The sequence below is a fragment of the Photobacterium japonica genome, from assembly GCF_050337005.1.
GTDB lineage: Bacteria > Pseudomonadota > Gammaproteobacteria > Enterobacterales > Vibrionaceae > Photobacterium > Photobacterium japonica.
Window position 1 is genome coordinate 52,314 of record NZ_JAKJSN010000019.1, and the last position, 25,081, is coordinate 77,394.

At 47.2% G+C, this 25,081-nt stretch carries 20 protein-coding genes; 9 read left to right on the forward strand and 11 right to left on the reverse strand.

What is annotated here, in order from left to right; translation table 11 throughout:
* Nucleotides 1-70 precede the first annotated feature (70 nt).
* Together L4C36_RS08650 and L4C36_RS08655 are read left to right on the forward strand one after the other, a co-directional pair.
* Nucleotides 71-1,183 carry a substrate-binding periplasmic protein gene (locus L4C36_RS08650; protein WP_428477401.1) on the forward strand — a complete coding sequence of 371 codons (1,113 nt, stop codon included), beginning with the start codon at nucleotides 71-73 and terminating at the stop codon, nucleotides 1,181-1,183.
* Nucleotides 1,184-1,383: 200 nt separating this feature from the next.
* Nucleotides 1,384-2,472 (forward strand): linear amide C-N hydrolase, encoded by a 1,089-nt coding sequence (locus L4C36_RS08655; protein ID WP_428477402.1) that lies wholly within the window; start codon nucleotides 1,384-1,386, stop codon nucleotides 2,470-2,472.
* A 152-nt stretch (nucleotides 2,473-2,624) separates the two neighbouring features.
* On the opposite strand, the gene L4C36_RS08660 is transcribed toward L4C36_RS08655, so the two are convergent.
* The 3 genes from L4C36_RS08660 to L4C36_RS08670 form a co-directional block, all read right to left on the reverse strand.
* A complete protein-coding gene (locus tag L4C36_RS08660) occupies nucleotides 2,625-3,041 on the reverse strand; it encodes a hypothetical protein (protein ID WP_428477403.1) in 417 nt (138 codons plus the stop codon).
* 553 nt (nucleotides 3,042-3,594) lie between these two features.
* Nucleotides 3,595-5,043: an ATPase RavA stimulator ViaA gene (viaA, locus tag L4C36_RS08665; protein WP_428477404.1), complete on the reverse strand. Its 1,449-nt coding sequence runs from the start codon at nucleotides 5,041-5,043 to the stop codon at nucleotides 3,595-3,597.
* 15 nt (nucleotides 5,044-5,058) lie between these two features.
* On the reverse strand, nucleotides 5,059-6,714 hold the full coding sequence (locus L4C36_RS08670; RefSeq protein WP_428477405.1) for an ATPase RavA domain-containing protein: 1,656 nt from the start codon (nucleotides 6,712-6,714) through the stop codon (nucleotides 5,059-5,061).
* Nucleotides 6,715-7,237: 523 nt separating this feature from the next.
* On the opposite strand from L4C36_RS08670, the gene L4C36_RS08675 reads away from it, so the two are divergent.
* Together L4C36_RS08675 and L4C36_RS08680 are read left to right on the forward strand one after the other, a co-directional pair.
* On the forward strand, nucleotides 7,238-8,110 hold the full coding sequence (locus L4C36_RS08675; protein WP_428477406.1) for a GGDEF domain-containing protein: 873 nt from the start codon (nucleotides 7,238-7,240) through the stop codon (nucleotides 8,108-8,110).
* Nucleotides 8,111-8,296: 186 nt separating this feature from the next.
* The gene (locus L4C36_RS08680; protein WP_428477407.1) at nucleotides 8,297-9,115 is read left to right on the forward strand and encodes a phosphate ABC transporter substrate-binding protein; all 819 of its coding nucleotides are present in this window, start codon (nucleotides 8,297-8,299) and stop codon (nucleotides 9,113-9,115) included.
* 127 nt (nucleotides 9,116-9,242) lie between these two features.
* Here the strand turns inward: L4C36_RS08680 and L4C36_RS08685 are convergent, their stop codons facing one another.
* Nucleotides 9,243-10,091: a sulfurtransferase gene (locus L4C36_RS08685; protein ID WP_428477408.1), complete on the reverse strand. Its 849-nt coding sequence runs from the start codon at nucleotides 10,089-10,091 to the stop codon at nucleotides 9,243-9,245.
* 266 nt (nucleotides 10,092-10,357) lie between these two features.
* Between L4C36_RS08685 and L4C36_RS08690 the strand changes: the two genes are divergently transcribed.
* Nucleotides 10,358-11,350, forward strand: a complete 993-nt coding sequence (locus L4C36_RS08690) for a lipid A deacylase LpxR family protein (RefSeq protein WP_428477409.1) — start codon at nucleotides 10,358-10,360, stop codon at nucleotides 11,348-11,350.
* A gap of 62 nt (nucleotides 11,351-11,412) precedes the next feature.
* On the opposite strand, the gene L4C36_RS08695 is transcribed toward L4C36_RS08690, so the two are convergent.
* Nucleotides 11,413-12,237: a DUF5718 family protein gene (locus tag L4C36_RS08695; RefSeq protein WP_428477410.1), complete on the reverse strand. Its 825-nt coding sequence runs from the start codon at nucleotides 12,235-12,237 to the stop codon at nucleotides 11,413-11,415.
* Nucleotides 12,238-12,464: 227 nt separating this feature from the next.
* On the opposite strand from L4C36_RS08695, the gene L4C36_RS08700 reads away from it, so the two are divergent.
* Nucleotides 12,465-13,712: a serine protease gene (locus tag L4C36_RS08700; RefSeq protein WP_428477411.1), complete on the forward strand. Its 1,248-nt coding sequence runs from the start codon at nucleotides 12,465-12,467 to the stop codon at nucleotides 13,710-13,712.
* Nucleotides 13,713-13,872: 160 nt separating this feature from the next.
* On the opposite strand, the gene L4C36_RS08705 is transcribed toward L4C36_RS08700, so the two are convergent.
* Together L4C36_RS08705 and L4C36_RS08710 are read right to left on the reverse strand one after the other, a co-directional pair.
* Nucleotides 13,873-17,025 (reverse strand): efflux RND transporter permease subunit, encoded by a 3,153-nt coding sequence (locus tag L4C36_RS08705; protein WP_428477412.1) that lies wholly within the window; start codon nucleotides 17,023-17,025, stop codon nucleotides 13,873-13,875.
* Between the two features lie 2 nt (nucleotides 17,026-17,027).
* Entirely contained in the window at nucleotides 17,028-18,149 is a 1,122-nt protein-coding gene (locus tag L4C36_RS08710; RefSeq protein ID WP_428477413.1) for an efflux RND transporter periplasmic adaptor subunit, read from the reverse strand.
* 308 nt (nucleotides 18,150-18,457) lie between these two features.
* Between L4C36_RS08710 and L4C36_RS08715 the strand changes: the two genes are divergently transcribed.
* Both L4C36_RS08715 and L4C36_RS08720 read left to right on the forward strand, forming a co-directional pair.
* Entirely contained in the window at nucleotides 18,458-19,396 is a 939-nt protein-coding gene (locus L4C36_RS08715; protein ID WP_428477414.1) for a precorrin-2 dehydrogenase/sirohydrochlorin ferrochelatase family protein, read from the forward strand.
* 239 nt (nucleotides 19,397-19,635) lie between these two features.
* Nucleotides 19,636-20,298, forward strand: a complete 663-nt coding sequence (locus L4C36_RS08720; protein WP_428477415.1) for a MarC family protein — start codon at nucleotides 19,636-19,638, stop codon at nucleotides 20,296-20,298.
* Nucleotides 20,299-20,377: 79 nt separating this feature from the next.
* On the opposite strand, the gene L4C36_RS08725 is transcribed toward L4C36_RS08720, so the two are convergent.
* Nucleotides 20,378-21,613 carry a TerD family protein gene (locus L4C36_RS08725; protein WP_428477416.1) on the reverse strand — a complete coding sequence of 412 codons (1,236 nt, stop codon included), beginning with the start codon at nucleotides 21,611-21,613 and terminating at the stop codon, nucleotides 20,378-20,380.
* A gap of 396 nt (nucleotides 21,614-22,009) precedes the next feature.
* On the opposite strand from L4C36_RS08725, the gene L4C36_RS08730 reads away from it, so the two are divergent.
* Nucleotides 22,010-22,768, forward strand: a complete 759-nt coding sequence (locus L4C36_RS08730; RefSeq protein WP_428477417.1) for a PEP-CTERM sorting domain-containing protein — start codon at nucleotides 22,010-22,012, stop codon at nucleotides 22,766-22,768.
* Between the two features lie 79 nt (nucleotides 22,769-22,847).
* Here the strand turns inward: L4C36_RS08730 and cobA are convergent, their stop codons facing one another.
* The 3 genes from cobA to nirD form a co-directional block, all read right to left on the reverse strand.
* A complete protein-coding gene (gene cobA / locus L4C36_RS08735; RefSeq protein WP_428477418.1) occupies nucleotides 22,848-23,612 on the reverse strand; it encodes a uroporphyrinogen-III C-methyltransferase in 765 nt (254 codons plus the stop codon).
* A 154-nt stretch (nucleotides 23,613-23,766) separates the two neighbouring features.
* The gene (locus tag L4C36_RS08740; protein WP_428477450.1) at nucleotides 23,767-24,615 is read right to left on the reverse strand and encodes a formate/nitrite transporter family protein; all 849 of its coding nucleotides are present in this window, start codon (nucleotides 24,613-24,615) and stop codon (nucleotides 23,767-23,769) included.
* Between the two features lie 138 nt (nucleotides 24,616-24,753).
* Nucleotides 24,754-25,077 carry a nitrite reductase small subunit NirD gene (gene nirD / locus L4C36_RS08745; protein WP_428477419.1) on the reverse strand — a complete coding sequence of 108 codons (324 nt, stop codon included), beginning with the start codon at nucleotides 25,075-25,077 and terminating at the stop codon, nucleotides 24,754-24,756.
* Between the last annotated feature and the right edge of the window lie 4 nt (nucleotides 25,078-25,081).

Sequence of the window (25,081 nt, forward strand, 5' to 3'; positions counted from 1 at the left end):
TGATAGTGTTGTATCACCATGGATAAGCGAGGTGTTAATGCTGGGTATCGCGTCATATGTAACACGTGAGATGCATCATGCATGGCGTTTAGCTTTTCAATGGCTGCAACACACTTACTTTTTGCTGGTCATCGGATTACTGCTGCAAGGGCTAAGCCTGTCAGCCTATGCACAAAAAGCCCCCATACTGGTTGGCAGCTACAACTGCCCACCTTTTGTGATTGAGCACGAAGACAAAACCTATTCCGGCCTGAGTATTTTTTTGTGGGATAAGATTGCGGCCGAGTTGGGGCTTGAATACCAGATCACTAACCATGAATTAGAAGAATTGCTCAATGACGTCGCATCGACAACACTCAATATTGGTGTGTCGTGTATTTCCATCACACCAGAGCGTGAAGAGATCTTGGATTTTTCTCACTCCTTTTATGAAACCCATCTTGCAATAGCGGTGAAACAACAGGGCCATTTCGCAGCCATTAAAAATATATTCACCAATACCAAACTGCTGTTGGTGATCGGCTTTTTCTTTACAGCCGCCGCACTGGTTGGAGGGATCTACTTTCTGCTCGAACACCGCGTCAACGATAAGCTCTATTCCATGTCCTCTGGCAAGGCCAAACTGATTGAAGGGTTCATTCTCGGTTTGCTATTTATCACCAAAGGCCCCTTCAATTATTATGAATTCAAAACCCTGACAGGCCGTGTACTGACCGTTATGTTAGCCGTATTCACGACCTTCTTCATCGCCAGTATCACCGCGGTATTGGCCAGTACGTTTACACTTGGCCTCCTCAGTTCAGACATAAAAGGGCCGAACGATCTCGCCAGCATGAGCGTTGGGGCCAAACAAGCCTCCACATCCTCGCTGTTTTTAACCAACCACAGCATTGTCCACCGTGGCTATCACGATACCGAACAACTCCTTCAAGCTCTGGACAACGGTGATGTTGAAGCCATTGTGGCCGACGATGCGGTGTTGAAATACATGATCAAAAAAGCCAAAGAAAAAGGCGAGTTCGAGTCATTGAGTATTCTTCCCTATCAATTTGAAAAGCAAAATTATGGCTTAGTCATTGAGAATAACAGCCCTTACAGAGAACAGCTAAACCGTGCCTTACTCAAAATACGCCAAAGCCCTGAATGGCGACAGGCGCTTAACGAATACTTCGCCACGCGGTAAATCAAAGCAAGGCGTGCTGTTTTACGCATCACGGTGTGACAAATCGGCGTTGCAAATCGTCACGGGGAAAACTTGCTGACCTTACAATAAAACGCTGTTCGCAAAAGTTGCCATGATTTGCGTCGGCTAATTTTTAGGGACCTATACGCATTCTGCCTGATACGGTGTATACATGCCGTATTCGCCAATAGGATGAAATCATGAAACTAAAGTTAGCCGCAGCACTGATTGCCGCATGCGTCACCTACACAGCCAACGCCTGTACAGGTATTTCTCTTACCACTACGCAAGATGATTATATTCAAGCCCGTACTATCGAATGGGGTGAAAACGACCTGAACAGTAAACTGGTGATTTCCCCCCGCCAGCACACGTATACCTCCATCATGCCCGATCAGAAAAAAGGCCTGACTTGGCAATCAAAATACGGGTTTACTGGGATCTCAGTCAGTGATGACCGCTTCATCGCCGAAGGGGTCAATGAGGCAGGACTGTCTAGCGGCTTGTTCTATTTCAAAAACTACGGCTCGCTTAGCCAGTATGATCCTAAGCACACTGCTGATAACATCACCGACATGGACTTTGTGCGTTGGATGCTCTCGCAATTTAGCACCGTCGATGAAGTGGAACAGGCTATAGCCAACATCAAAATCGTACCGGTGTATATGGATGCAAAAGGCAACCCTTCCCCAACAGCACACTGGCGCGTTGCTGATAAGCTTGGCAACAATATCGTGATTGAAATCATGAACAACGGCCAAGTCAGCATTCATAAAAATACCGCGCAAGTGTTGACCAATGCGCCAGATTACCAATGGCACTTAACTAACCTGAACAACTACATCAATTTGCATCCAGGCGTCAGCCAAGGCCAAAAGTTCAGTGGCGTTAATGCGTTCTCATTGGGTGTCGGTTCGGGTGCACTGGGGATGCCTGGTGACATCACACCACCTTCACGTTTCGTTCGCGCGGCATTTTTCGTGAATACAGCCCCGGATCTACATAACGGAGATGAAGCTGTTTCGCAGGCTTTTCATATTCTCAATAACTTCGATTTGCCTATCGGCACCGAGTTTAATGAGAAGAAATACATCCCTGATTTACCCAGTGCCACCCAATGGACTTCCGTGATTGACCAGACTAACGGAAAGCTTTATTACAAAACCATGCGTGACAGCACCATCAAAAAAGTGGATCTCTCTAAGATCAATTTTAATGGCAGTAAAGAAGTGACCCGTCCGCTGGACAAAGGCAGTTTCCATGTTGAAGATGTCACGCCGGTACTCTAATTTTATTCTGTGATTGAATAAAGACGGGAATCAAACAGGCTTGCTGATGTTTAGTGAGCCTGTTATTAAAAAAGCCGTAATGTATATGACATAAAAAGCAGCTTCACGCAAAGAGTGAAACTGCACATCACTTTTAATCGTTTGATTGGAAGTTATTTATCTGTGGTAGTATTACAAATATCAGTATTCCATGGGCCGATTTCTCGAGCACCTCTGTCATCAATGAATACATACTTCACACCTAAGCCCGTACTTCTAATATGATCTAAAAATTGATCCGGCTGATTGCCACATAATGAAGTATAAACATCATCATTAAAATTCCCTCCAATATACCCGAAACCATCATCTAGCGTTTTAGAAACTTCTATATACGATTCACTCTCAACAAAGCGTATATTAATCAAAGAAGTCCCATGCCTATGTTCTTGCGGCAAATGTTGACTGGCATCATCAATCACAGCTTGGCTTAACTGTTTGGGTACATAAGTATAGCTTGAACCTACAGTACTCTGACACCCCGCAATTGGCAACAAACATACTACAAGTGCAATTGATTTCTTATTCATTATAAATCCCTATATTAACTACTCATATAATATGAGAATTATCCATTAAAACTGTCTTTTCACGGCGATGTACGTATTATTTCTCAAGCAACTCAATATAAAAAGCAACTTATCTACAACAATATATTCCCATTCAGAATGCTCGACATTCCGTGTAAAAATGTTCGTGACATTCATCACCTACATCACAGCGTAAATAATAATTAACTGTAGAATTTCACACTTCATTGTTTATATTACGCATGCCATTTTATCGCAAAAAGAATGCTCACTAATAGTAACTGTTAGAATTTGCTTTAAACATTAATGTTTAACATTCAATATTTAATGAAAATGTACCCATACTAACTCATAACGTTAAAGTTCACGTATCCCATTCATGTACTGATTTTCTGCTATACAGACTATAGAGCAATGACAAAAATCGTATTCCATAAATACGGAGATAAACGGCAATGAATCCCTATGGTAGAGTAAAGGAAGTAATGTGATGGCTGATCTCAGCTAACCAACGGGGCGTTGACTTTAGCCCCGTTGGTTAACGGTAATAACGTTAACGCCACTTTAGCAAGCGGCCTAACTTAGAGGGATGATAGGACCAACAGTGATCAAAGATTGTCATCAGCTCTGGGTTGCCGTATTTCGACAGACTGACGGCGTGAAAGCGGTTCTTGTGTTCTTTCAGTTTATTAATGCGTTTGAGCATTTCAGTGGGCTGTGACGGGGCGATAAAATCAGACAGTACAACCAAGTCCGCATTTTTGTATTTATCCCCCAGCATCAGATCAATAGATTGGTCCAATACGGGGCCCAAATCAGTCCCGCCATGAAAACTGTATGACAAGAAGTTCAAGACTTCTCTTAATCCATCTTGCTTGGTGAGTTCATAGGTAATTTGCTGGGTAGAGAACATGATGACATAGCAATCGCGATCTTCCGCGAGAGCAATTTGCATCAACCCGTAGGCTAACGCTTTGGCGCATTGTTCTGGAAACCCGTTCATGGAACCGGACGCATCAATACACACGATGAACGGGCCTTTGTCCTGCTCGACTTGCTTGGTTTGACGCTTATAGGCTTTCACTCGACGCAGTTTGCGTTGCGCCCCTTGCATGCGGTAATTCATCAGACGCTTATCGACCAAGTGCTTATAAAATACCACTTCCAATTCAGGGTATGCCAAGAACATGGCTTCGTTGGGCAGCAGTTTCGACAGATCATCACTTTCATGAATGCCGACAATATCATCAGTGACATTGTCACATCGCTCTTCCACCATTTTAAGATCTTCGGCACGTACTCGCTCTTTATTCGGGTCGTCGATTTCATTCGCCATGCGACCGAGCTTTTCTGCAATGTCTTGCAAGCCGTTATTTTTCTTCAGGAAGGTCGCCATTGCCTTTAGCGTATTCACGTCTGTTTTGGTCAGCTTGGCTTTTGCCATATCCCACAGACGTCCGGCTTTTTTCTCGTCCCCGGCCTCCGTCACCCCGTCCATTTGTTTCATGGTTTCAATGCGTTGATAGAGATCGGACAACAGCTTTTCTTTGTGCTGCTCAAGCTCACAGAGTTGGGCTTCGGTCAGCGCCTGAGTTAGGTACTGATACCACCGGTGACAAAAGAAGTGTTGAAACATCGGGTTATGTTTCTGATTTTCTTTTTCTACTAACGCTTTAGCTTTGAAATAAAACGCAGATTGGCCTTCGAGTTGCTTCACCACCTGATCAACATGATCGCTAAAGTATGCCTGTTCCCACTGACAGGCTTCCTGATAGAGGGCGATTTCACGTTGAAATTGGTCTTCAACACTCACCTTGGTGATCCGCTGTTGTACTTGTCCACGCCATTTATTCACTTGCCGCTTCATGGCGGACTTAATACCGGGGTTCGATTCTGCCGCCATGATGATTTGCGGCTGCATCATGAGGTCGTGAATTGCATTGTCGATAATACCAGACTCACTCAGCATCAACGCTAAGTTCATACCTTCAGAAATGGGCATAAGGGTTATGACTCCTCAGGCAAAATATTCGGACAATTGAGTAATGCGAAACGCATTTTTCTCAATCATGACTTTCAGGTCATGCACCGCGTCCGTGGCAAGCGACAAACTGTGTTCAATTTGTTCCGGCAATTGCGGATCAATAAAATTATGGGGTAGCGCCCCGTGGAAACTGCTACGCGACATTTTTAAGTTATGCTCAGCATCTACCGCTTTTTCAGATGCGCGTTCAGCGTCTTTTAACCAATGTGCCTGTTGAGCTGCGGTGATCCCATGATCACCCGCAATACCCACTAATACTGCACGGTTTGCAATATCTTTGATCACTAATCGTTGCTGCGCATCCACTTCAAATTGAAAACGGCAAAGATGAGTGTTTTTATTCACAAAACCATACATATCACACTGGCCAGATTTAATTTTCTTTTCAAATTCGTCACCGTCCACATACACCCAACGACTGTCCCCTTTTTCTTGTTCTGAGACTGACGGGTTATGTTGCAGCATCACCAATTTGATCATGCGGGGATTATGATTAACGTTGTAACGTGTTGCGGTTGAGAAATCGTATTTAAACCACTCCTTACGCATCATGGTTTCGCGTGTAAATGTAACGCAGAGATCCGTCTGAATTTCATCTTGAATGTCATTAATAATAACTTGGGCTTCATTGGCACTGACTTGCGCCGCTTCCTGATTGAACGCTTTTTGTGTGGAAAATTCCTGAATAATGGTTTGTATCACCTGTCGTGATTCAGGACTGTTCCACATACAATCGCGTAATAGTAATAAATCCAGCGGATTAATGGCATCACGGCCGTTATAAAAAGCACTGGCTTTCAGCAAACGTACCGATTTTTTCCAGCGTCGGTCGGAGATGTAGAGCTCACTGTCTTGTGCATCGATGTCATCCGCTTGCTCTGCGCGTGATTCAATCATGCTTTTGAGTTGATAAATCTTTTCGAAAATGCCATCAGAGAGCGTGACATTTTCAATGTGCAATTGCCAATTGGTGTACTCTTCATCCGTAATCGCCAAGCCTGGTTCAAGCTGTGCAATAGACGGTCCCTCTCCCATGAGCATCGCTTTGAAATTCTGTTTTTCCTGAATGCGATTAATAAACACGCGCACCAACATACGGTCATACAGCGCTTCTAATCCGCTGTCTTCATCTGGTAGCTCATTGGATGCAGTGATCAACAAACGCATGGGTACAGGCAATACCTCTTGCCCATTTTTAAACGTTTTTTCGTTAACCACGGTCAATAGTGTGTTCAAAATGGCAGGGCCGGCTTTCCAGATTTCATCCAAAAAAACCACTTGTGCAGTTGGCAGATAACCGTCAACCAAACGGACGTATTTACCGTTATCTTTGAGCTCTTGAATAGAAAGTGGGCCAAACACTTCTTCTGGCGTGGAAAAGCGGGTCATGAGGTAATCAAAGAATTGGCTGTTATCAAAAGCTTGAATGAGACGCTTTGCGATGAGACTTTTTGCGATACCGGGTGGCCCAAGCAAAAACACACTTTCCCCTGCCAGTGCGGCGAGCAAACACAGCTTAATGGTTTCTTCTCGCTCATAAACACCATTTGAAAGCGCTTTGATAAGCTTCTGAATCCTCTCGGAAACAAGCGCTTTATTGGGTTGAGCACTGCTTGCCATTTTTAGCATATTTCCGACCCCTTATGGTTGCGCATCCCTGTGTGCCACACTCTGTTTTAGAATAGACACAAACACCAGGATGTTACAATTCCGTTAACTGAAATAAATTGTTACAGTCTTTATATATCAAAGAGATCGCTATACCTCTAGGGCACAATCTTTGTTTTCACAAATGAGATCTAATTAACAGATTTTTCAATCGCCCTCTGATTATTGCGGACAGGCTGCCTATCGTCCTTAACAACTTCAGCTAAATGATCACGATCACTGACCCGTCAATCATGTAAAAAACGTGATAAACACTGCATGTTTTTTATGAAATACAATGCATTGCATTTATCAGATGAAGGAATATATCAAAATGCAACCACTGCTATTTACCAAGGAGTCACTATCAACTCAAACTTGGGCATTGCTAACATAGATAACCGACTAACGCGTTATTTTTTAACAAAAAATTGTAAACACATTGTGTGCTATTTAGGGGTTTGCCATCATAGCGCCAATTTAGAATATGAGTACTCCTCCGACCATGAATTCCCTGTCTCAACTGCCGACCCGTTTGATTATCGTCATCTGCCTAGGCGTGCTGCTGTCCGCCTTGGTGCCATCAAATGGGCAGTTAGCTATCGTGGTTTCCATTCTGACACTGGTGCTGATCATCATGCTATTGCGTGAAGATTTCGGTAGCGATATGCGCTGTTGGATGATGCTGGCTTTGGGCACCTACTCCATTGGTGTGCTCGCCGATATTTTGGATGAAGTACCTGAATTGGATGAGCATTGGCTGATCCATTCAACCGACAATATTTTTATGCATATTGGTGTCTTTTTGATCTGTTTTTGTTTTATCAAAATGATGACGTCGCGCCGTGAAATCATCAGTAAACTGAATCACCAAATCCAAGTCGCCCACCAGCTAGAGGAAGTCCTCAGTCGATTGGCCCTTGAAGATGATCTCACTGGGCTGCAAAACCGCCGTGCTTTGTTTCGCTGTTTTGACCAAATGGCGTTTGACCATGAACGCGGGGTACTAGCATATCTCGACATTGATAATTTCAAGCAGGTCAATGACACGTTCAGCCACACCTGTGGGGATAAATTGCTGATCACTATCGCGAAAGTCTTATCGGACACGGCACCGGCAGGAAGCCATATTTATCGTATTGGCGGTGATGAATTTATCGTGTTACTTCCCTCGAAAGACACGGAAAACAGTCAATCGTGGCTGAACACGTTATATGATGCGACACAGGCAACACGTGATTACTACAATATCGACTTCAGCGTAGGCTTATCCCCTTACTATCCCGGGAATCTGAGCGATCCCGATGCCATTTTAGCCAAAGCCGATAAAGCCATGTATAAAGAAAAAATGGCCAAAAAGGCGCCTGTCACTCAATAAACCATTCAGTGCAGACTTTTCTGTACACGCTCTATTACGCCATACGCGCTCTGTTACATGGCTTTCTCCGCGACCCGTTTACATAACTGGTTCACGTTGCTTTTCGCATAACCTTTTCACATTATTGTCATAGTCCCGTAATAGCATTGGCGCCATCGTTATTCTGGTGTTTATTTGGAGAATGTCATGTTTACCAGAACCACTCTGTGCGTATTATTATCGGGCATGTCTTTCACGGTTGCTGCTGAAGAGACGGTGACCATCACCGGCTCAACCTCTGCCAGTCACATCGTCGAAGTCTTAGCGGAAACCTATCACGCACAAACGCCAAACACTGACATTAAAGTGCAAGGCATCGGCTCTTCGGCCGGTATTCAGGCGCTGAAGCAAGGTGTGGCAGATTTAGGAATGAGTTCCCGTTATCTCAATACCGATGAAATCAAACCCGATGTCGACACTGTGGTGATTGCCCACGATGGTATTGCTTTGGTGGTGCATAACAATAACCCCGTGGGCAACCTGACTAAACAGCAGGTTGAGCAAATTTATCACGGCAAGATCAGTAACTGGAAACAAGTCGGCGGGCCTGATTTAACCATGGCCGTTGTGAGCCGCGAAAATGCCTCCGGATCTCGCTTCTCGTTTGAAGATTATATGAACTTAACCCAGCAGATTGATGGCCAAACCGTCTCCGGTATTAATCCGCGCGTGTTGGTGGTGAACACCAATGGCACGGTGAAAAGCTTGGTGTCTCGCAATGAACACGCCATCGGCTACATTTCTTTGGGTTCAATTGACGACTCAGTCAAAGCCCTTTCTTTTGACGGCATCCACCCGACGTTGACTAACCTTGAATCCGGTGAGTACAAAATTTCACGCCCCTTTTTGATGCTGTATAAAGACAAAAAAGTGCCTAAATCAGCCAAGGCCTTTGTCGATTACGTGGTATCACCCTCGGGTCAGGCARTTGTCGAGCAATATAACTACATGCCTGCCCGTCAGTAATTGCCCTTTATGCTGAGCTAAACAAGCCGATACACGTCCAACGCAAATAGGTGGATGTATATCGGCTTTTTGTGCCTTCTGCCCAGCGAAAACACCTGTCGTCCTGATCACTTAAAATCAGATCGCGTTATTCCACAGGGTATCGATACTCGCTGCCCCATTCCGTCCATGAGCCGTCATACACGGTCAAGTGCTTGCGTCCAGCAATATCGGCTGCCAGCGCCAAAATACACGCCGTTACCCCCGACCCACAGCTAAAGATCAATTGCTGTTCAGGGTCGCTCAATGCATCAAAACGTTGCTGTAACTGTTCGACAGGTAACAAATGCCCTTTCTCAAGCAGCTGGCTAAAAGGCAAGCTATTGGCATACGGCATATGACCGCTGCGCACACCTTCACGAGGTTCAGGCGCCAAACCATAAAAACGCTCCGCTGGTCTGGCATCAAAAATCTGGTTTTGCGGATCGCTCAATGCCTGATGCAGCGTATCACTGTCAATCACCCATGTTGGATCATAATGCGGAACAAAATCGGTTTCTGTCACCGTCTCTGGCGTCTTTGTTTCCAATGCATAACCCGCTTGTCGCCATGCTGGCAAACCGCCATCAAGCACCGCAACCTGTGAATGCCCCATTGCCCTAAACATCCACCAAACACGGGGCGATGAAAAAATCCCTTGGCTGTCGTACACCACCACCACACTGTCATTGCTGATACCCAATACACCCACTTCACGCGCAAACACGTCGGGTGATGGCAGCATATGCGGCAATGCAGCATTCGTATCCGCGATTTTCTTATCAAAGTCGAAATATTGCGCATGAGGAATACGCTGTTGTTGCCATTCAGCATACCCATCACGTGCCGCCCCAGGCATAAACCAACTGGCATCCAGCACAACGAGCTGCGGATGATCGATATTTTCAGCTAGCCACTTGGCTGACACCCTCGACGAGGGAAGAATTAACGCTGACATTGCTTATTCCTTAGCACAAAGAGAACCATCATCACAAAGCTGCCCCACATAAGGCGAATAAGTAGCGATGAAACAGTAGAATTAGATATGATAAACCCAATCAAGGTGGCGCCAGCAATATACCGTATAGAAATACAATATTTCGATGCACTCTGCTTCGAGGCATGAAGCTTCGAGGCGCGAGGCGTCGATGTATTCAACTTTACGGCATTTACTTTTACCACCCCATCGTGAAGACGCCTTCATGTTGTATCAAAGGATTGTCAATGACACAATTTTCTCGCGCAATGTTTGCTTGCTGTGTACTCATCGCTCCCCCAGTATCAGCGTTTAGTGCTAGCAGCGTCTCATTTTCGATGGATAACGACGGAATCGTCGGTACAGACCAAAACTATACCAACGGCGTGTTTTTAGAATTCAATGCCTCGCCTACGTCTTCGTTATCCGCACATGCACCTACGCCAATTCGTCAAGTCGCTACACTATTCCCCCTTAATGATGATGCACAGCAAGGCTGGAGCGTGCGCCTTGGGCAACAAATGTGGACACCTGAAGACATTGAAACCACAGAGCCCGTCGCCAATGATCGTCCTTACGCCGGCATCCTATTCTTGGAAAGTGGCATTTATCAGTATGCTTCCACCTACGCAGATAAGTTTGATGTCATGCTGGGTGTCATTGGTCCCAATGCGTTTGCTGAACAAAGTCAGAAGTTTATTCATGAGATCATCGGCTCTGACGATCCCATGGGGTGGGATCACCAAATTGAACACGACATACTGCTCAATCTCGGTTACCAAGGTCATCGCCTGCTAACCCGTCAACCCGCTTGGGGGATGGAGAGCTATGAGCTCAGTGCAGTGGGTCGCGTAAATGCGGGTAATTATCAAAGTGAAGCCGCGATTGGCGGTGTGCTTCGCTGGGGCAATCACTTAACCGATAATTTTGGTACGACGGGGTTCAATCCGGGTAAATGGGTCGATGTCGGTATGTTATCTTCCAGCGCATCGGGCTATTTTTTCTTTGCTGGCATAGAAGGCCGTTACCGTTTCAATGACATCACCATTGAAGGTGACAGGCCAGATAATGTGCCTGATACCCATATCGAACACTGGCAAGCAACGGCGGTTTTGGGCGGCGTGTATTACCAACCGAGATGGGGCGCGAGTTTGAGCTTTGCGACAAATTCACCCGAGTTCAAAGAAGATGAAAGAAGTTCGACCTCAATGGGGTCTTTAGAAGTGTTTTGGCGATTTTAAGCCGTCAGTAGGTTCCACTGAAAATACACCCTGTGAAGCACAGGGTGTGATTCAAGGCTTATTTACGCCACTGACTGTACAAGAGCAGAGATCCCGGCTGCCTCCAACGTTCCCGTTGCAGCACGTTCAGCAACCTCTTCAGGGGTAAACTGTGCACCATCGTACACAACCACAATGCTGGTATCACCAGACTTCAAAAACGTGGTTTCGCCGTATTCTGTATAACGGGTGGCACCAATACTGATAATCGCTTGTGTCGGGTAACCCGCATTGGCCAAATGCATCGCGATATGTTCGGTTGGCCCCACGTCTTGCTGGTTGTTCATTCTATCGATGATCCAATCCAGCAGCTTTTCGTGGAAGTAGCTGTAGCCCAATACCGGACTGTCTTCGCCGTAACGGTGAATATCGCCATTACGCAGGTGGAAACTGGCGATACGGTACGCATCCAATTCGCCCCCTTCAGACAAGGATGATACCGGGATCAACTGCTTTGATAATCCTTTGGTATTCGCTCCCCAATTTTTCTTTTCACTGATTTTTTTCGCATCGGGCTTTCGAATGGAACAGTCGTTATACGCCGCGAAGTGCGTAGGCGTCAGAGCGACAACACGCTCCCCGTCGTAAACAATGTCACACAATAGCGCCACTTCTGGCTCAATTTGCAGATTATCCGCATCGTTCGGCGGCACGATGGTGCAATGTGACAACGGATATGTAGATAAGAAACCAGCTTTTTCCGATGGCACATAAAACGGAAAGATTGCTTTCGGCTGAATCGCCTCTTTCACTTTGACTGCAAGGAAGTCTTTGGCTTCACCCGCTTGCTCTAAATGACCCGCAAAATTACCCGCTACCCCAAAACCAATCACATGTTGATATGACATCCATTTATTCTCATGTTCAGCAAAATAGACGCCATTTTAGCGGCCTACTGCGTAGTAGCACGAGAAATAGCTCACAACACTGACGATTGCTTACCCTGCATTGTCATGCGAACACAAAGTTGTAAGCAATAATTAACCGTTATTTAACACGCGGTTGTTTTTCTGTATGCTTTTCATACAAAGAAACAGGATGTTTCTACAAAGAAAAGACAAGGAGTCTCAACGTTATGGAAAACCGCAATACAACGTTTCGTCCTCATTTACTGGCACTGTTAATTGCACTCCCCGCTATCGCACTGCCTGCACTTGCTTCGGCTGATTCCGTTACCGCAAACGCAACAGTCAGCCCTGAGCCGTTTAGCTCTGCTCTGCTCAATTCAGCACTGCAAACAAAAGTCATGAATGGTGAGGTGGCCAAAGATATCGCTAATGACCTGCTGCCTTGGCAAGCGGCCATTCAGACCAATGCATGGCATGCCAGTTATTACACCGGCTGTGGCGCGGTCATCATCAGTGACTACTGGGCAGTCACCGCTGCACATTGTCTTGAGGGGAGAGCTGATTTAAGTAATACACTGATTGCAGGGACGACCTATATTCCCAATTCACGGGGTGAAGCGAATAAGGTTGAAGCCCAATACCAATTCAACATCGTAGAAAGCATCCTCCACCCCAATTACAACGGTGTCTATGACATCAACAACGATATCGGTTTGATCAAAGTTGACCGTCCACTCACCAGCGTGGCAAAACCCATCAAGGTCGCCTCACCTCAAGAACAGCTTGAAGCCAATCAAGCTTTCAGTAATAGCTGGAATCCCACGGCCTATTCAACCGGTAATTTGATCGCCTCTGGTTGGGGCAATACAGAGCCTGCATTTTGGCAACCTGATGAATTAATGGTCGTAAAGCTGGCTGGGATCCCGATGGAACAATGTGATGCGGGACTCCCCCTAACGGCATCCTCTCACTTTGTTTGTGCTGACAGTAATACCCCTGAGATCAAAAAAGACGTGTGTGCGGGTGATTCCGGCGGCCCGTTGGTTTGGCAAAACCCAAACCATGCCAGTGATGCAGACTTCGGCTTGCGCGTGGTCGGCGTGACCAGCTTTGGTCCTTACTGTGAAGAAAAATACAATGGCAATCCATTTGCCCAAACAAACGGTTTGTACACGGAATTAGCGGCATACTATGACTGGATCATGAGCGAGACAGGCCTTGATTTGAATGGTCAGTCTCCATCCACATTCAGTCTTAACCCGTTTGAACATGTCCGTGACGATGCGCCAACCACTGATGGCGGCGATACTGGTGGCGGAGAAACGGGTGGAGAAAGCGGTGGTGGCGAAACAGGCGGCACGGATGAAGGTAAAGAAACAGAAACCAGCACCTCAACATCATCCGGTGGCGGTAGCATGCCTGCCACTTTCCTCGCCACGCTGTTGGCGCTGGCATACTGGCGTCGTAAAAACTGATTGAGTACCCATGTTGTGGCACCTCCCCCCTTGCCGTAATATGAGTCACTCAAGCTAACAAAAAAGCGCCCGAAGGCGCTTTTTTTATGTCTATCAAAACGTATAGCTCTACACATATGGATTTACATATACACCTGTCTACATACGCTTCTGATAGGTACTACTCATCATCCAGCTCAACCAGTTTGGTTGAACCACCGTGGAACTTCTCGCGCTGACGCTGTACCAAGGCAAAGAAGCCAGGGATCAGGAAGGTACCGGCCAGCAATACGCACAGCAAGCCCCCCGTCAGGGAAATACCCAAGGAGTTCTGGCTGATGTGACCCGCGCCGGAAGCGAAAACCAAGGGCAGAATACCCAAGATGAACGACCAAGACGTCATGTTCACCGCGCGGAAACGTAAGCGACCACCCCGTACAGCGGCTTGTTCGATATCCAACTCTTTCTCTTCACGTTCAATTTTGGCAAATTCAACAATCAAGATGGCATTCTTCGCCGCCATGGCAATCAGCAGGACTAAACCAATCTGTGCGTACAGGTTCAGTGGTGTACCCGTGAGGTTCAACGCAAGGAACGAGCCCAATGTCGCGACAGGTACCACCAAAATGATCGCCAGTGGAATACTCCAGCTTTCATACTGCGCCACCATGAACAAGTAGATAAAGATCAGTGCCAACGCAAAGGCGTAAATCGCTTGGTTACCTGCTTGTACTTCTTGGTAAGCCATGCCCGTCCACTCGTACTGATAACCCTGCGGCAACACTTCTGCAGCCACACGCTCCATCGCCGCAATAGCATCACCACTGGAGTAACCCGGTGCTGGCGAACCTTGGATCACCACAGAACGGTACATGTTGTAACGCCATGCCACATCCGGCTCAAACACTTGCTCCACTTTCGTCAGCGTGCTCAATGGGATCATGGTGCCATTAGCAGAACGCACATGGAAGCGCTCAAGGGCATCTAGGTTGTCACGGAAATCACTGTCGGCTTGTAGCGTCACACGGTAGTTTTTACCGTACATGGTGAAATCGTTCACATACATGGAACCTAGGTTACCCTGTAGCGTCTGGAAGATGTCGGTCAGTGGAATGCCCAACTGCTTGGCTTTCACACGGTCAATATCCACATAGTAATGCGGAACATTGGCACGGAAGGTACTGAAGGTATATTGGATCTCAGGTTGCGCGTTCGCCTTCTTGATCACCTCACCCATCACATTCGCCAAGTCAGTACGACTACGGCCTAGCGTATCTTCCAATACAAATTCAAAGCCAGATGCTGGTCCCATACCCGGTACCGCAGGGGCGCCCATCGCGAACACCACCGCTTCAGGTAAGTTCATCGCAGCACGAGCGTTAATACGGCCAGCGATAGCAAACGAAGAGTGATCCCCTTCCATCGCATTTCGCTCATCCCACTCTTTGAGTTTGATGAACAACGACGCACCGTTAGAAGCCGCGGCACCGGTCAAGAACGCAAAGCCATTCGCGACCGTGATCCCTTCAATTCCCGGCTCTGTCGCTAGCATATCTTGCAACTTCAACGTGGTCGCTTCCGTACGTGACAGAGAGGCGGAATCCGGCAACTGTACATTTACCAGCAAGATCCCTTTATCTTCCGTCGGTACAAATGCTGTCGAGGTCGTTTTCGATAAGTACGTTACCGCACCCACCGCAAGAGCAAAAAACGCCACCAACAACACAACCTTACGCACCAAGAAACCGGCGATTTCACCGTATTTCACGGTCACTTTATCAAGGCCACGGTTGAAGATTTCAAACCAGCGAGACGTATTGCCGCCGCCTTGTTTCAGCACCAAGGCACACAAAGCCGGTGACAAGGTCAATGCATTAATCGACGAAATCAATACAGAGATACAGATCGTCAATGCGAACTGGCGGTACATGATGCCGGTGATCCCAGGCAACATAGCCACAGGCAAGAACACCGCCAACAATACCAAGGTCGACGTGATGATCGGCCCTGTTACCTCTTTCATCGCCAACAGGGTCGCTTTACGCGGCGTCAGGCTTGGGTCACGTGCCATGTTGGTATCAACGTTTTCGATAACAAGAATGGCATCATCCACCACGATACCGATAGCCAGAATCAAACCAAACAGGGTCACGGTGTTAATGGTAAAGCCGGCTGCAAGCATCACGGCAAATGTACCGATCAACGACACAGGAATCGCCACGACCGGGATCAACGTTGAACGCATACTGCCCAAGAACAGATATGTCACGGCAATAACCAGCAAAATCGCTTCAATCAGGGTTTTAACGACCCCTTTGATTGACTCAGACACAAACAATGTCGTGTCATAGCTGGTTTCATACGCCAAGCCATCAGGGAAGTTTTTGCTCAAACGATCCAACATCGTCATCACGGCTTCACCACTTTCCAACGCATTGGCGTCAGATTGCAGGTTCAATGTCACAATCGATGCCGGCTTATTACGGAACTGACCGTTACCGTCATAGAACTTCTTACCCAGTTCAACACGTGCAACATCTTTCAGGTACACCATCGAACCATCGTTATTGGCTCGCAGTACCACGTTCTCAAACTCGTCAACGTTCTCAAGACGACCTTTGGTCACGAGGTTAAATTGCACGTCCTGTGCCGCACTGTAAGGGGCTGCACCCACTTTACCGGCCGCAACCTGTATGTTCTGCTCAGACAGCGATTTATGGACATCCGACGTGGTCAGGCCCAAGTTCGCCATTTTCTCTGGATCTAACCAGACACGCATGGCGTACTCGCCGCCGCCGATCACGTTCACTTCACTGATCCCTTTCACGCGCGCCAATTGGTCTTTCACGTTCAGGTTAATGTAGTTGACCAGGAATTTATCGTCGTACAGATCATCTGGCGAGTAAAAGTTCAACACCATCAACAAGTCAGGGGAACGCTTTTTCACCGTGACACCGACCATACGCACTTCTGCCGGTAGCTTCGATTCAATCTGCGCAACACGGTTTTGCACGTTCACCTGCGCCATGTCAGGATCGGTACCGATATCAAACGTCACGTTCAGGCTGTAAGAACCGTCATTGGCGCTTTTTGAAGACATGTAAATCATGTTTTCAACACCATTGATCGATGCCTCGATCGGATCGGCAATCGCCTCTTCAACGACCTCCGCACTGGCACCTGAATAGTACGCTTTCACGCCCACTGATGGCGGGCTGATTTTAGGGTATTCCGCCACAGGCAGATTCAGTGCAGCGATGGCACCCGCCAAGGTCAGAATGATTGAGATCACCAGCGCAAACTTAGGGCGCTGGATAAAAAAGCGACTTAACATGATTACCCTTTCGCCTCTTCATTTTCGAGTCGCACTGTCACACCGTTACGCACACGCTGCAGCCCTTTGGTGAGCACTTTGTCGTCTGCATTCATGCCCGATGCAATGATGATCCCATGTTCTGTTTGTGGACCTAACGTTACATTGCGGCGTTCTGCCACGTTGCCATCGGCCAATACCATGACAAAATCACCTTCCAGATCGCTTTGCACCGCACGACGTGGGATCACAATACGCTCAACCGGCGTTTTCTCACGCAGGAAAACTTGAACATGCTGACCCGGCAACAGTGCCTGATCGGCGTTATTGAAGCTGGCGCGCATCGCAATCGTACCGGTATTCAAATCAATACGGTTGCCGATGTAGTCCACCGTACCGAATTGATCATATTGCTCACCGTTTGAAAGCGTCAATACGACTTCCACATCGTTCGAGCCTTTGCCTGCACCGTCTAACGAGTCAATGCCTAAATCCAGACGCTGACGCTCACTGACGTTGAAAGAGGCCTGAATCGGGTCAAGGCTCACTAGCGTGGTTAACACGCCTGCGCTCGGCGACACCAAATCACCAATACTCACTTTACTGTCGCTAATGCGACCAGTGAACGGCGCCATAATGCGGGTATAAGAAAGGTCAACTTCTGCCGATTTTACTTGGGCTTTTGCGGCTTTTAACTGTGCTTCGGCATTCAGTCTTTCGGCCGTAAGGCGGTCATACTCAGACTGGCTGATGCTACCTTTCGGTAGCAGGTTTTCACCACGCTGCCAATCTAAGTTGGCACGCTTGAGCATGGCTTCTGCCTGAGACACAGACGCTTGTGCGCTGGCAAGACGCGCTTCATACGCGGCAGGTTCAATAACATACAGCAGCTGGCCTTTTTCGACCTGCTCACCTTCTTTAAACAAACGCGATTTCAGATAACCAGACACCTGTGCGGTAATGGCCACATCTTCCATCGCTTCCGTGCGTCCTACGAACTGTTTACCTTGTTGGTATTCAATCACGGAGACAGGTTGTGCTGCCACCAGCGGCATCATCGCGGCAGGTTGCCCTGTCGCCTTCTCTCCACACCCCACAAGCAGACTGGTACTTATGAGTGTTGCGAGCATCAGTTTTTTATTCATATTGCCGACCATCTAAATTTTTGTAATAAAAGCGCAAAAGGTTTGTTAACCTGTCATCATTTGCATTATTAAGAAACATGCCCCGTTACGCGTAAATGTGTAACATGTTGATCTATTTTGCTGAAAAATAGCATTAAGGCTTTAATAGAAGCTGAACAACGGCGGGGATAAGAGAAGATTTTCGCTTTAAATGTTTCAAAGTGTTTCACATTGCGTGTTTTTATGAATTTGAACAGTATGCGGATCATTTACTGCTTATAACTCATAATCTTATAACCGCAGCAATATATACCTAGGGCGCATATAAAATGGATTACCTACCGATATTTTTGTCATTAAAGGATCGAAAAGTCATCGTTATTGGCGGTGGGGAAGTCGCATGCCGAAAAATCGACTTATTAAGAAAGGCAGAAGCGGATATTACGGTCGTTTCCCCTGCTCTTCACCCCTATCTTGCGGGGTTGACAGACAAAGCAGAAATCACATGGATTAACAAATCCTATACACCTGATGATCTCGACGGCGCGCATCAGGTCTGGGCAACGACCAACCAGCGAGCACTGAATCATCAAGTTTACAATGATGCGCAAGCGCGCGGATTATGGACCAATGTGGTCGATGATAAAGATTACTGTGATTTCATTACCCCCTCGCTGATCGACCGCTCACCGATTCAAGTAGCGATATCCAGTGGTGGCGCCTCTCCGGTTTTGGTTCGCTTCTTGCGTGAAAAACTCGAAACGCAACTGCCGCATAACCTGAGTCTGTTGGCGGACTACGCAGGCCAGCAACGTGACCGTATTAAACAACACTTCAACACCGTGGATGAACGCCGTAAATTTTGGGAATTATTTTTCCGTCACCCCGGCGTGGAACAGGCTGACAGCATGGCGGCCTTAGAGCAGCATTTTCAGCAACTGCTCAACGACAATGCCGAGTCACTGGCAGGGCTGTATTTGATTGAAACAGGGAGCGATCCTGAAATGCTGAGTTTGAAAGCCTTGCGCCTCATGCAGCAGTCGGAGTTTGTGTTGTTTCCTGAAGGGGACAGCGATGGAATTTTTGTTGATTTATGTCGTCGGGATGCAGACCGTGCTCCCTACACGGTAAACACGCTGCCGGATCAGGTGCAGCAATACCTCAACGAAGGACTACGGGTTTGTGTGTTAGCAGACAAGGGATTAGCATCAACATTGTTTACCCCTTTGCTGCGTTATCGCCACGCGCAACACGTTCCCACAGTGTAACCCTGCGTACCACTTACTTAAACGGGTGTGTATCACTGACACTGAGCATACCCCTCTCTTCATGTATACCGACAGGCACCCAGCAATCCATACCCTCTGTATTCATACTCATACAGCGCGTTGCCGACTGTTCATTAAAATGAACACAACAAAATTCAAGTTAGCACACAAAATAAGTCACAAAATGCTAAAGTTGCTTAAAAGGTATTTCTTCTTTTATTAAAACAGGCAACATCGAAATGCATGATATCACAACACTTATTGTCACCGTGTTCATGGGCTTTTTTGCCATGATGAACCCCATTGCCAATACCGCCGTTTTTGTCGGGATGACAGGCAATCAAACACCACAACAACGCAGAAATACCGCCATTAAAGCTTTAGCGACCGCTTTTTTTATCATTGCAGCATTCTGCTTACTCGGGAAAGGGATATTTAATGTCTTCGGCATTACCCTGCCCGCTCTCCGACTGGCTGGCGGTATTCTGGTCTTTCTCGTGGGCTACCACATGTTACAAGGCAGCCCCTCGAAAATGCATTCCAGTCATACAGAAACATCAAACAAAGGGGAAAACAGTGATGCACAAGACGACGGCAAAGATATCGCCATATCGCCGCTCGCACTCCCTATTCTGGCCGGCCCAGGGACCATTGCGACAGCAATGAACTACTCGGCATCCGGTGATATTCTGCATATCGTGATCACCATCGCCGCATTTGCAACATTGTGTTTGATCACCTTTGTCTGCTTCTTATTCGGACCTAAGTTGGTGGATAAAATCGGCGAAAGCGGCATAAGCATTACAACCCGCTTGATGGGATTGATCTTAACCGTGATTGGCATGCAAATGCTTATTCAAGGCGTGCATGATGCGTATGCTTTATTCCAAACGGCGGGCTGACAATCATTAGCATGCTAATGATACATAAAGGAAAGCCTGCACTGTCAGGCTTCCTTCTCACCATAACGTCAAAAAACGATCACTTGTAATCGTTCACCGGCCCCGCATCCATGATCACATCCACCTCGCCTTGGGCGTTTCGCACAAGTTTCGGCCGATTTTCTGAACCGGAACGACTGTAATATTCGAGCGCTTTAATGATCACCCCTTCAGGGGTATTGATGATCATGCCCGGCACACACGTGAAAATCGAATCATCCCGATTGGCATTATCGGCAGGAATAACGATCTCTGTGCCTTGGTGGTTGTCAATCATCATAGACACTTTATAACGATGGAATGATCCCGACCCATTCGACTGTGCCGAATAAGCCACCGGTACGACGGCTTGAATGTCGTCATTAAGGCGAATCCGAATTTCTTCTTTGCTCGTGCTGGGTTTCGATTGAAAAAAGCCCCCTTTTGCCTGCTTCACATCACCACTGTGACAGACTGCGCCATTACCAAAATCTTTTAATGGCATGACACCTTGTGCGCCAAACATCGCCACATCGACTTGTGTGCCATTGGTTAAAAACACCAACGCATAGACGTCGTAATCTGTCCCACTATTCCATGAAATAGACGCGGTAATTTCGGGTGTTTTCTCAATCAAAACGGCCCTTCGCCCTTTCGACAGATCAACTTTTCCGCTGACTTTCTCCAAATTAATCGTTGGCGACGGCGTAGCACTTGTTACATGGGATGGCGGTGAGACCGATGGCGCAACAGGAGAAACGACAGAAGGTGCAGCTGGCGGCGCAGCATCAACGTCCACGCCATACAATTCGCATAGCCCCACCAGCCCACTGGTAAACCCTTGCCACACCGAGCGCAATTTACATTGGCCATTACGCAGATAGATCTCTGCGACTGTGATGCCTTTTTCGGTACTGAACGCCTCGGGTTTCAAGGTGATCACCGTGCCATTGCAATGTACTTCCGCAACAAGATCTAGCCCTGCAAACCCAACGCCATTCTCTTCCGTTAACGTAATCGCTATTTTGGCAATATGACCTGCGGCTTCATGCAATGAAAATTTAATCTGATGCACAGTCAGGTATTGTTGACTCAACGGTGAAATAAACGTCGCCACGTTATCGGGATCGCTCGGTTGATTGAAGAACACCATGCCTTCATCCCCACGGACTTTCCCCGTCTCATCCAATAAGAAAGCCGTAAGATTCACATCAATCTTCGCTGAGGTTGAATGCTTGATATACAGGGTGCCTTGTGACACGGGTAACGCACAATTACCACCTTTTTGTAATTCCATTTCGGTTCCTTCCCCATTGAGTCTGTGTTCAGTGTATTGATGGTCATCTGAATGCCATGACGACGCAACACGTACACACCAAAACCTCTTGTATGCCAATGAAATATTAGCCATTTCGGTCTAGCGGCTCATTGATTTGCAGTGTTTTATGACCGACTTAGCACTTCGCTCTCTTCTCGTCTGGTAGCCGTGTCATACTGCATTTTGAACAATGCTAATACCCACCATGTCACCTGTCAGAAACTTTTACACTCTTACCCAGTATCTACAAATGAATCAATATAACCCACTAAATTTATGAGGTTTTATATGTTGGCACTCGGTGTGCATAAAAAGAAAGTACAAGCATTATCCAATAACAATTAACGCAGACATGTTCATGACGGGAGAAGAAGAATGATAAAACAAATTGCCCTAACCGCATTGTGCGTCGGTTCTTTCGCCTTTGCAGGCTTAACACAGGCCGCCGTGATGTACGATGTTATTAATGCAACGTCGAAAAACTGCAAGGGTGGCCCACACGGTCTATGGACCAATAAACATAAATTCAGTGGCGGGAAGTGTGGCCAATACTTCGGTATTCAAAGTGGGAAGTTTACGTTTTATAACGATCACAGCGATCAAAACCAGTGGACAGCAACGTTAAATATGCTTGCGAAGAACCCTACGGGGGATTGGGCTGAAGTGAACATAAACTTTGAAGACTTCAGTCATAAAGAAGCCTATAAACGAGGCGGTGGAGGCAGAGACAACAGCCCCACTGATTTAAACACGACGCCCGAAGTAGGCAATGGTGATATCGACTTTTTCACCGGGATTGGCGCAGGAAGCTACATTAAAATCACGAAAAAAAATAGCGCTGTAAAAATGTTTGATTATCTCAGCCTATTTGGCACCAAAAAAGGCAAACCGCTCGTTTTCCAGTTTGGTGACGGAGCCAGTGATAAGCGTATGAATAATTCAGCCCCACTCGTCTTTGGTGGCGCAGCTTGGCTGTTACCGTACTACGGCGCTCCTGGTAAGAAACATTGGGATCTGAACTTACACTTTGTCGAACCGACCGTTTTTACTGTTCCCGCTCCTTCATCACTCGGCATGTTTGGTGCTGGTGCGTTGGCTCTTGCCTTTTGGCGTCGCCGTCAAACGCAATCGTAACCTGACGTATACATTCTCCTTAAAAAAACGGCGGTATCAGTCTTGCACTGACACCGCCGTTTCTCTGTTTTCTAAAACATTATGACTCGCGATTAAACCAATCCAACTTCTCATGCAAAGCCGTTACACTCCCCACCACAATCAGGGCTGGACTTTTCGCCTGCTTTGCGACGTTAGGTAGCGCATGTAAATCGCAACGAAACACGCGTTGTTCGCGACGTGTGCCGTTCTCAATAATGGCGCATGGCATGTCGTTGGCTAAGCCATGGGTTAACAGTTTATCCGCAATGTACCCGCTTTGTTTCAGGCCCATATAAAACACGAGGGTCGCGTTCGACTGTGCCACTGCCTGCCAATCGATCTCTTTGCCGTCTTTTTGCACATGGCCAGTAATAAACTGCACGGCTTGCGCGTGATCACGGTGGGTCAACGGAATGCCCGCATACGCCGTCGCCCCCGCCGCGGCTGTAATGCCCGGTACCACTTCAAAGTGAATGTTATGCTCAGCCAAGGTTTCCAGCTCTTCTCCGCCTCGCCCAAAGATGAAGGAATCACCGCCTTTCAGACGCACCACCCGCTTTCCTGCCAAGGCTTTATCCACCAACAACTGGTTAATCTGATCTTGCGGCACACAATGATAGTCCAATTGCTTGCCCACATAAATCATCTCTGCGTGTTCACTGGCTAATGCGAGAATATCCGCCGACACCAAGCGGTCATACACCACCACATCAGCCTGTTGGATCACATGGTACCCCTTTACCGTCAGCAGATCCGGATCGCCCGGCCCTGCCCCCACCAAAGAGACCAAGCCATGCTCTAAAGCGGTCATACGTGTAGTCATCACAACACCTGTCTATGCAAAATTGAGAATAAGAAGGCGCACTGTGGTGACAATGCCGCTTGTTATTATCACTGTATTATCAATCGATTATTGCGTATCGCCTCACACCTGCACAGCATAAGGCGACCGCATTTTATCTCACAGTATCTCGTGATTACTTGGTGGCCAACACGCCTTCAGCCTGTGTTTCTGTTTCCGTGCTGATCGCTGGCGCCGTTTTGGCGTGCGTCAGGTAAAGCGGAATGCAGGTAAACAGCAAGCCACCCACAATGTTACCCAGAATGGTCGGGATCAGGTTGAAGTTCAACCATGTTGCGATACCGAAGTCAGCACCCAGCATCATACCCAGTGGGAACAAGAACATGTTCACAACGGCATGCTCAAACACAAGGGCGAAGAAAATGAAAATGGGCAGCCACATCACTGCGATTTTGCCCGCTACCGTACGCGCTGTCATGTTACCAATCACGCCGAGACACACCATCAAGTTACACAAAATACCGCGTACAAAACAAGTGATCCAACCGTCCATGCCCAAATTTTCAAACCCGACGGTACGGGCTGTGGCAATTGCCATAAACTTCTGACCGACGGCGTTCGGTTCTACACTGAAATTCATTGTCAGAGACAAAGCAATCAGACCCGCGACAAGCAGTGAGCCAATCAGGTTACCTAACCCAACCAATCCCCAGCAACGTAAAATACGTCCCCATGTGATACCGGGACGATTTTCAAATTTGGCTAAGGGAGCTAAACCAAAGACACCCGTGACCAAGTCATACCCCATCAAACTTAAAATACAAAAACCGACCGGGAAAACGAGTGCCCCGACAATACCGATCCCTGTTTGTGTGATGGTAGTAATCGCCACGACAACCGCCAGTGACAAAATGATCCCCGCCATCATGCCACGCAGGATCAGATCTCGCGTGCCTGTGCGTACTTTTGCTTCGCCCGTGTCAATCATTGTCTGGACGAACTCTACCGGTTTTAAGTAAGACATCATGTCTCTCCAATAAGTTGAAATTAAARTAAAATTGAATAGTAAAAGGTTGCCTGTTTCTGTCTTATCCCTGTTGAATAAGCAGGAACAAGCAGCCTTTGAGCTATTGAATCTTCACCGCATTGTCGTGTTTACTCGCTATGCAGCAATTTCAACGTTACCCTTTATCACACGGGCTTTATAGGCCTTCACACTAAAGCGAGCGTCTTCCATGCACACCCCAGTTGTGAGGTTAAAACGCTGTTTTTTCAGCGGGCTTGCCACCCATAACTCGCCTTGGTGTTCACAAATCAAGCCACGAGATAGCACATTAGATTGAAAGAATGGGTCAGTATTGCTGATAGCCAACACGGCTTCGGCATCCGTCGGACGAAAAACAGCAACTTGCTGGCCATTCACTAACGCACACACACCCGTTCCTGGAACGATATCGCTGATAACGCAAATTTTTTCAAATGACATAATC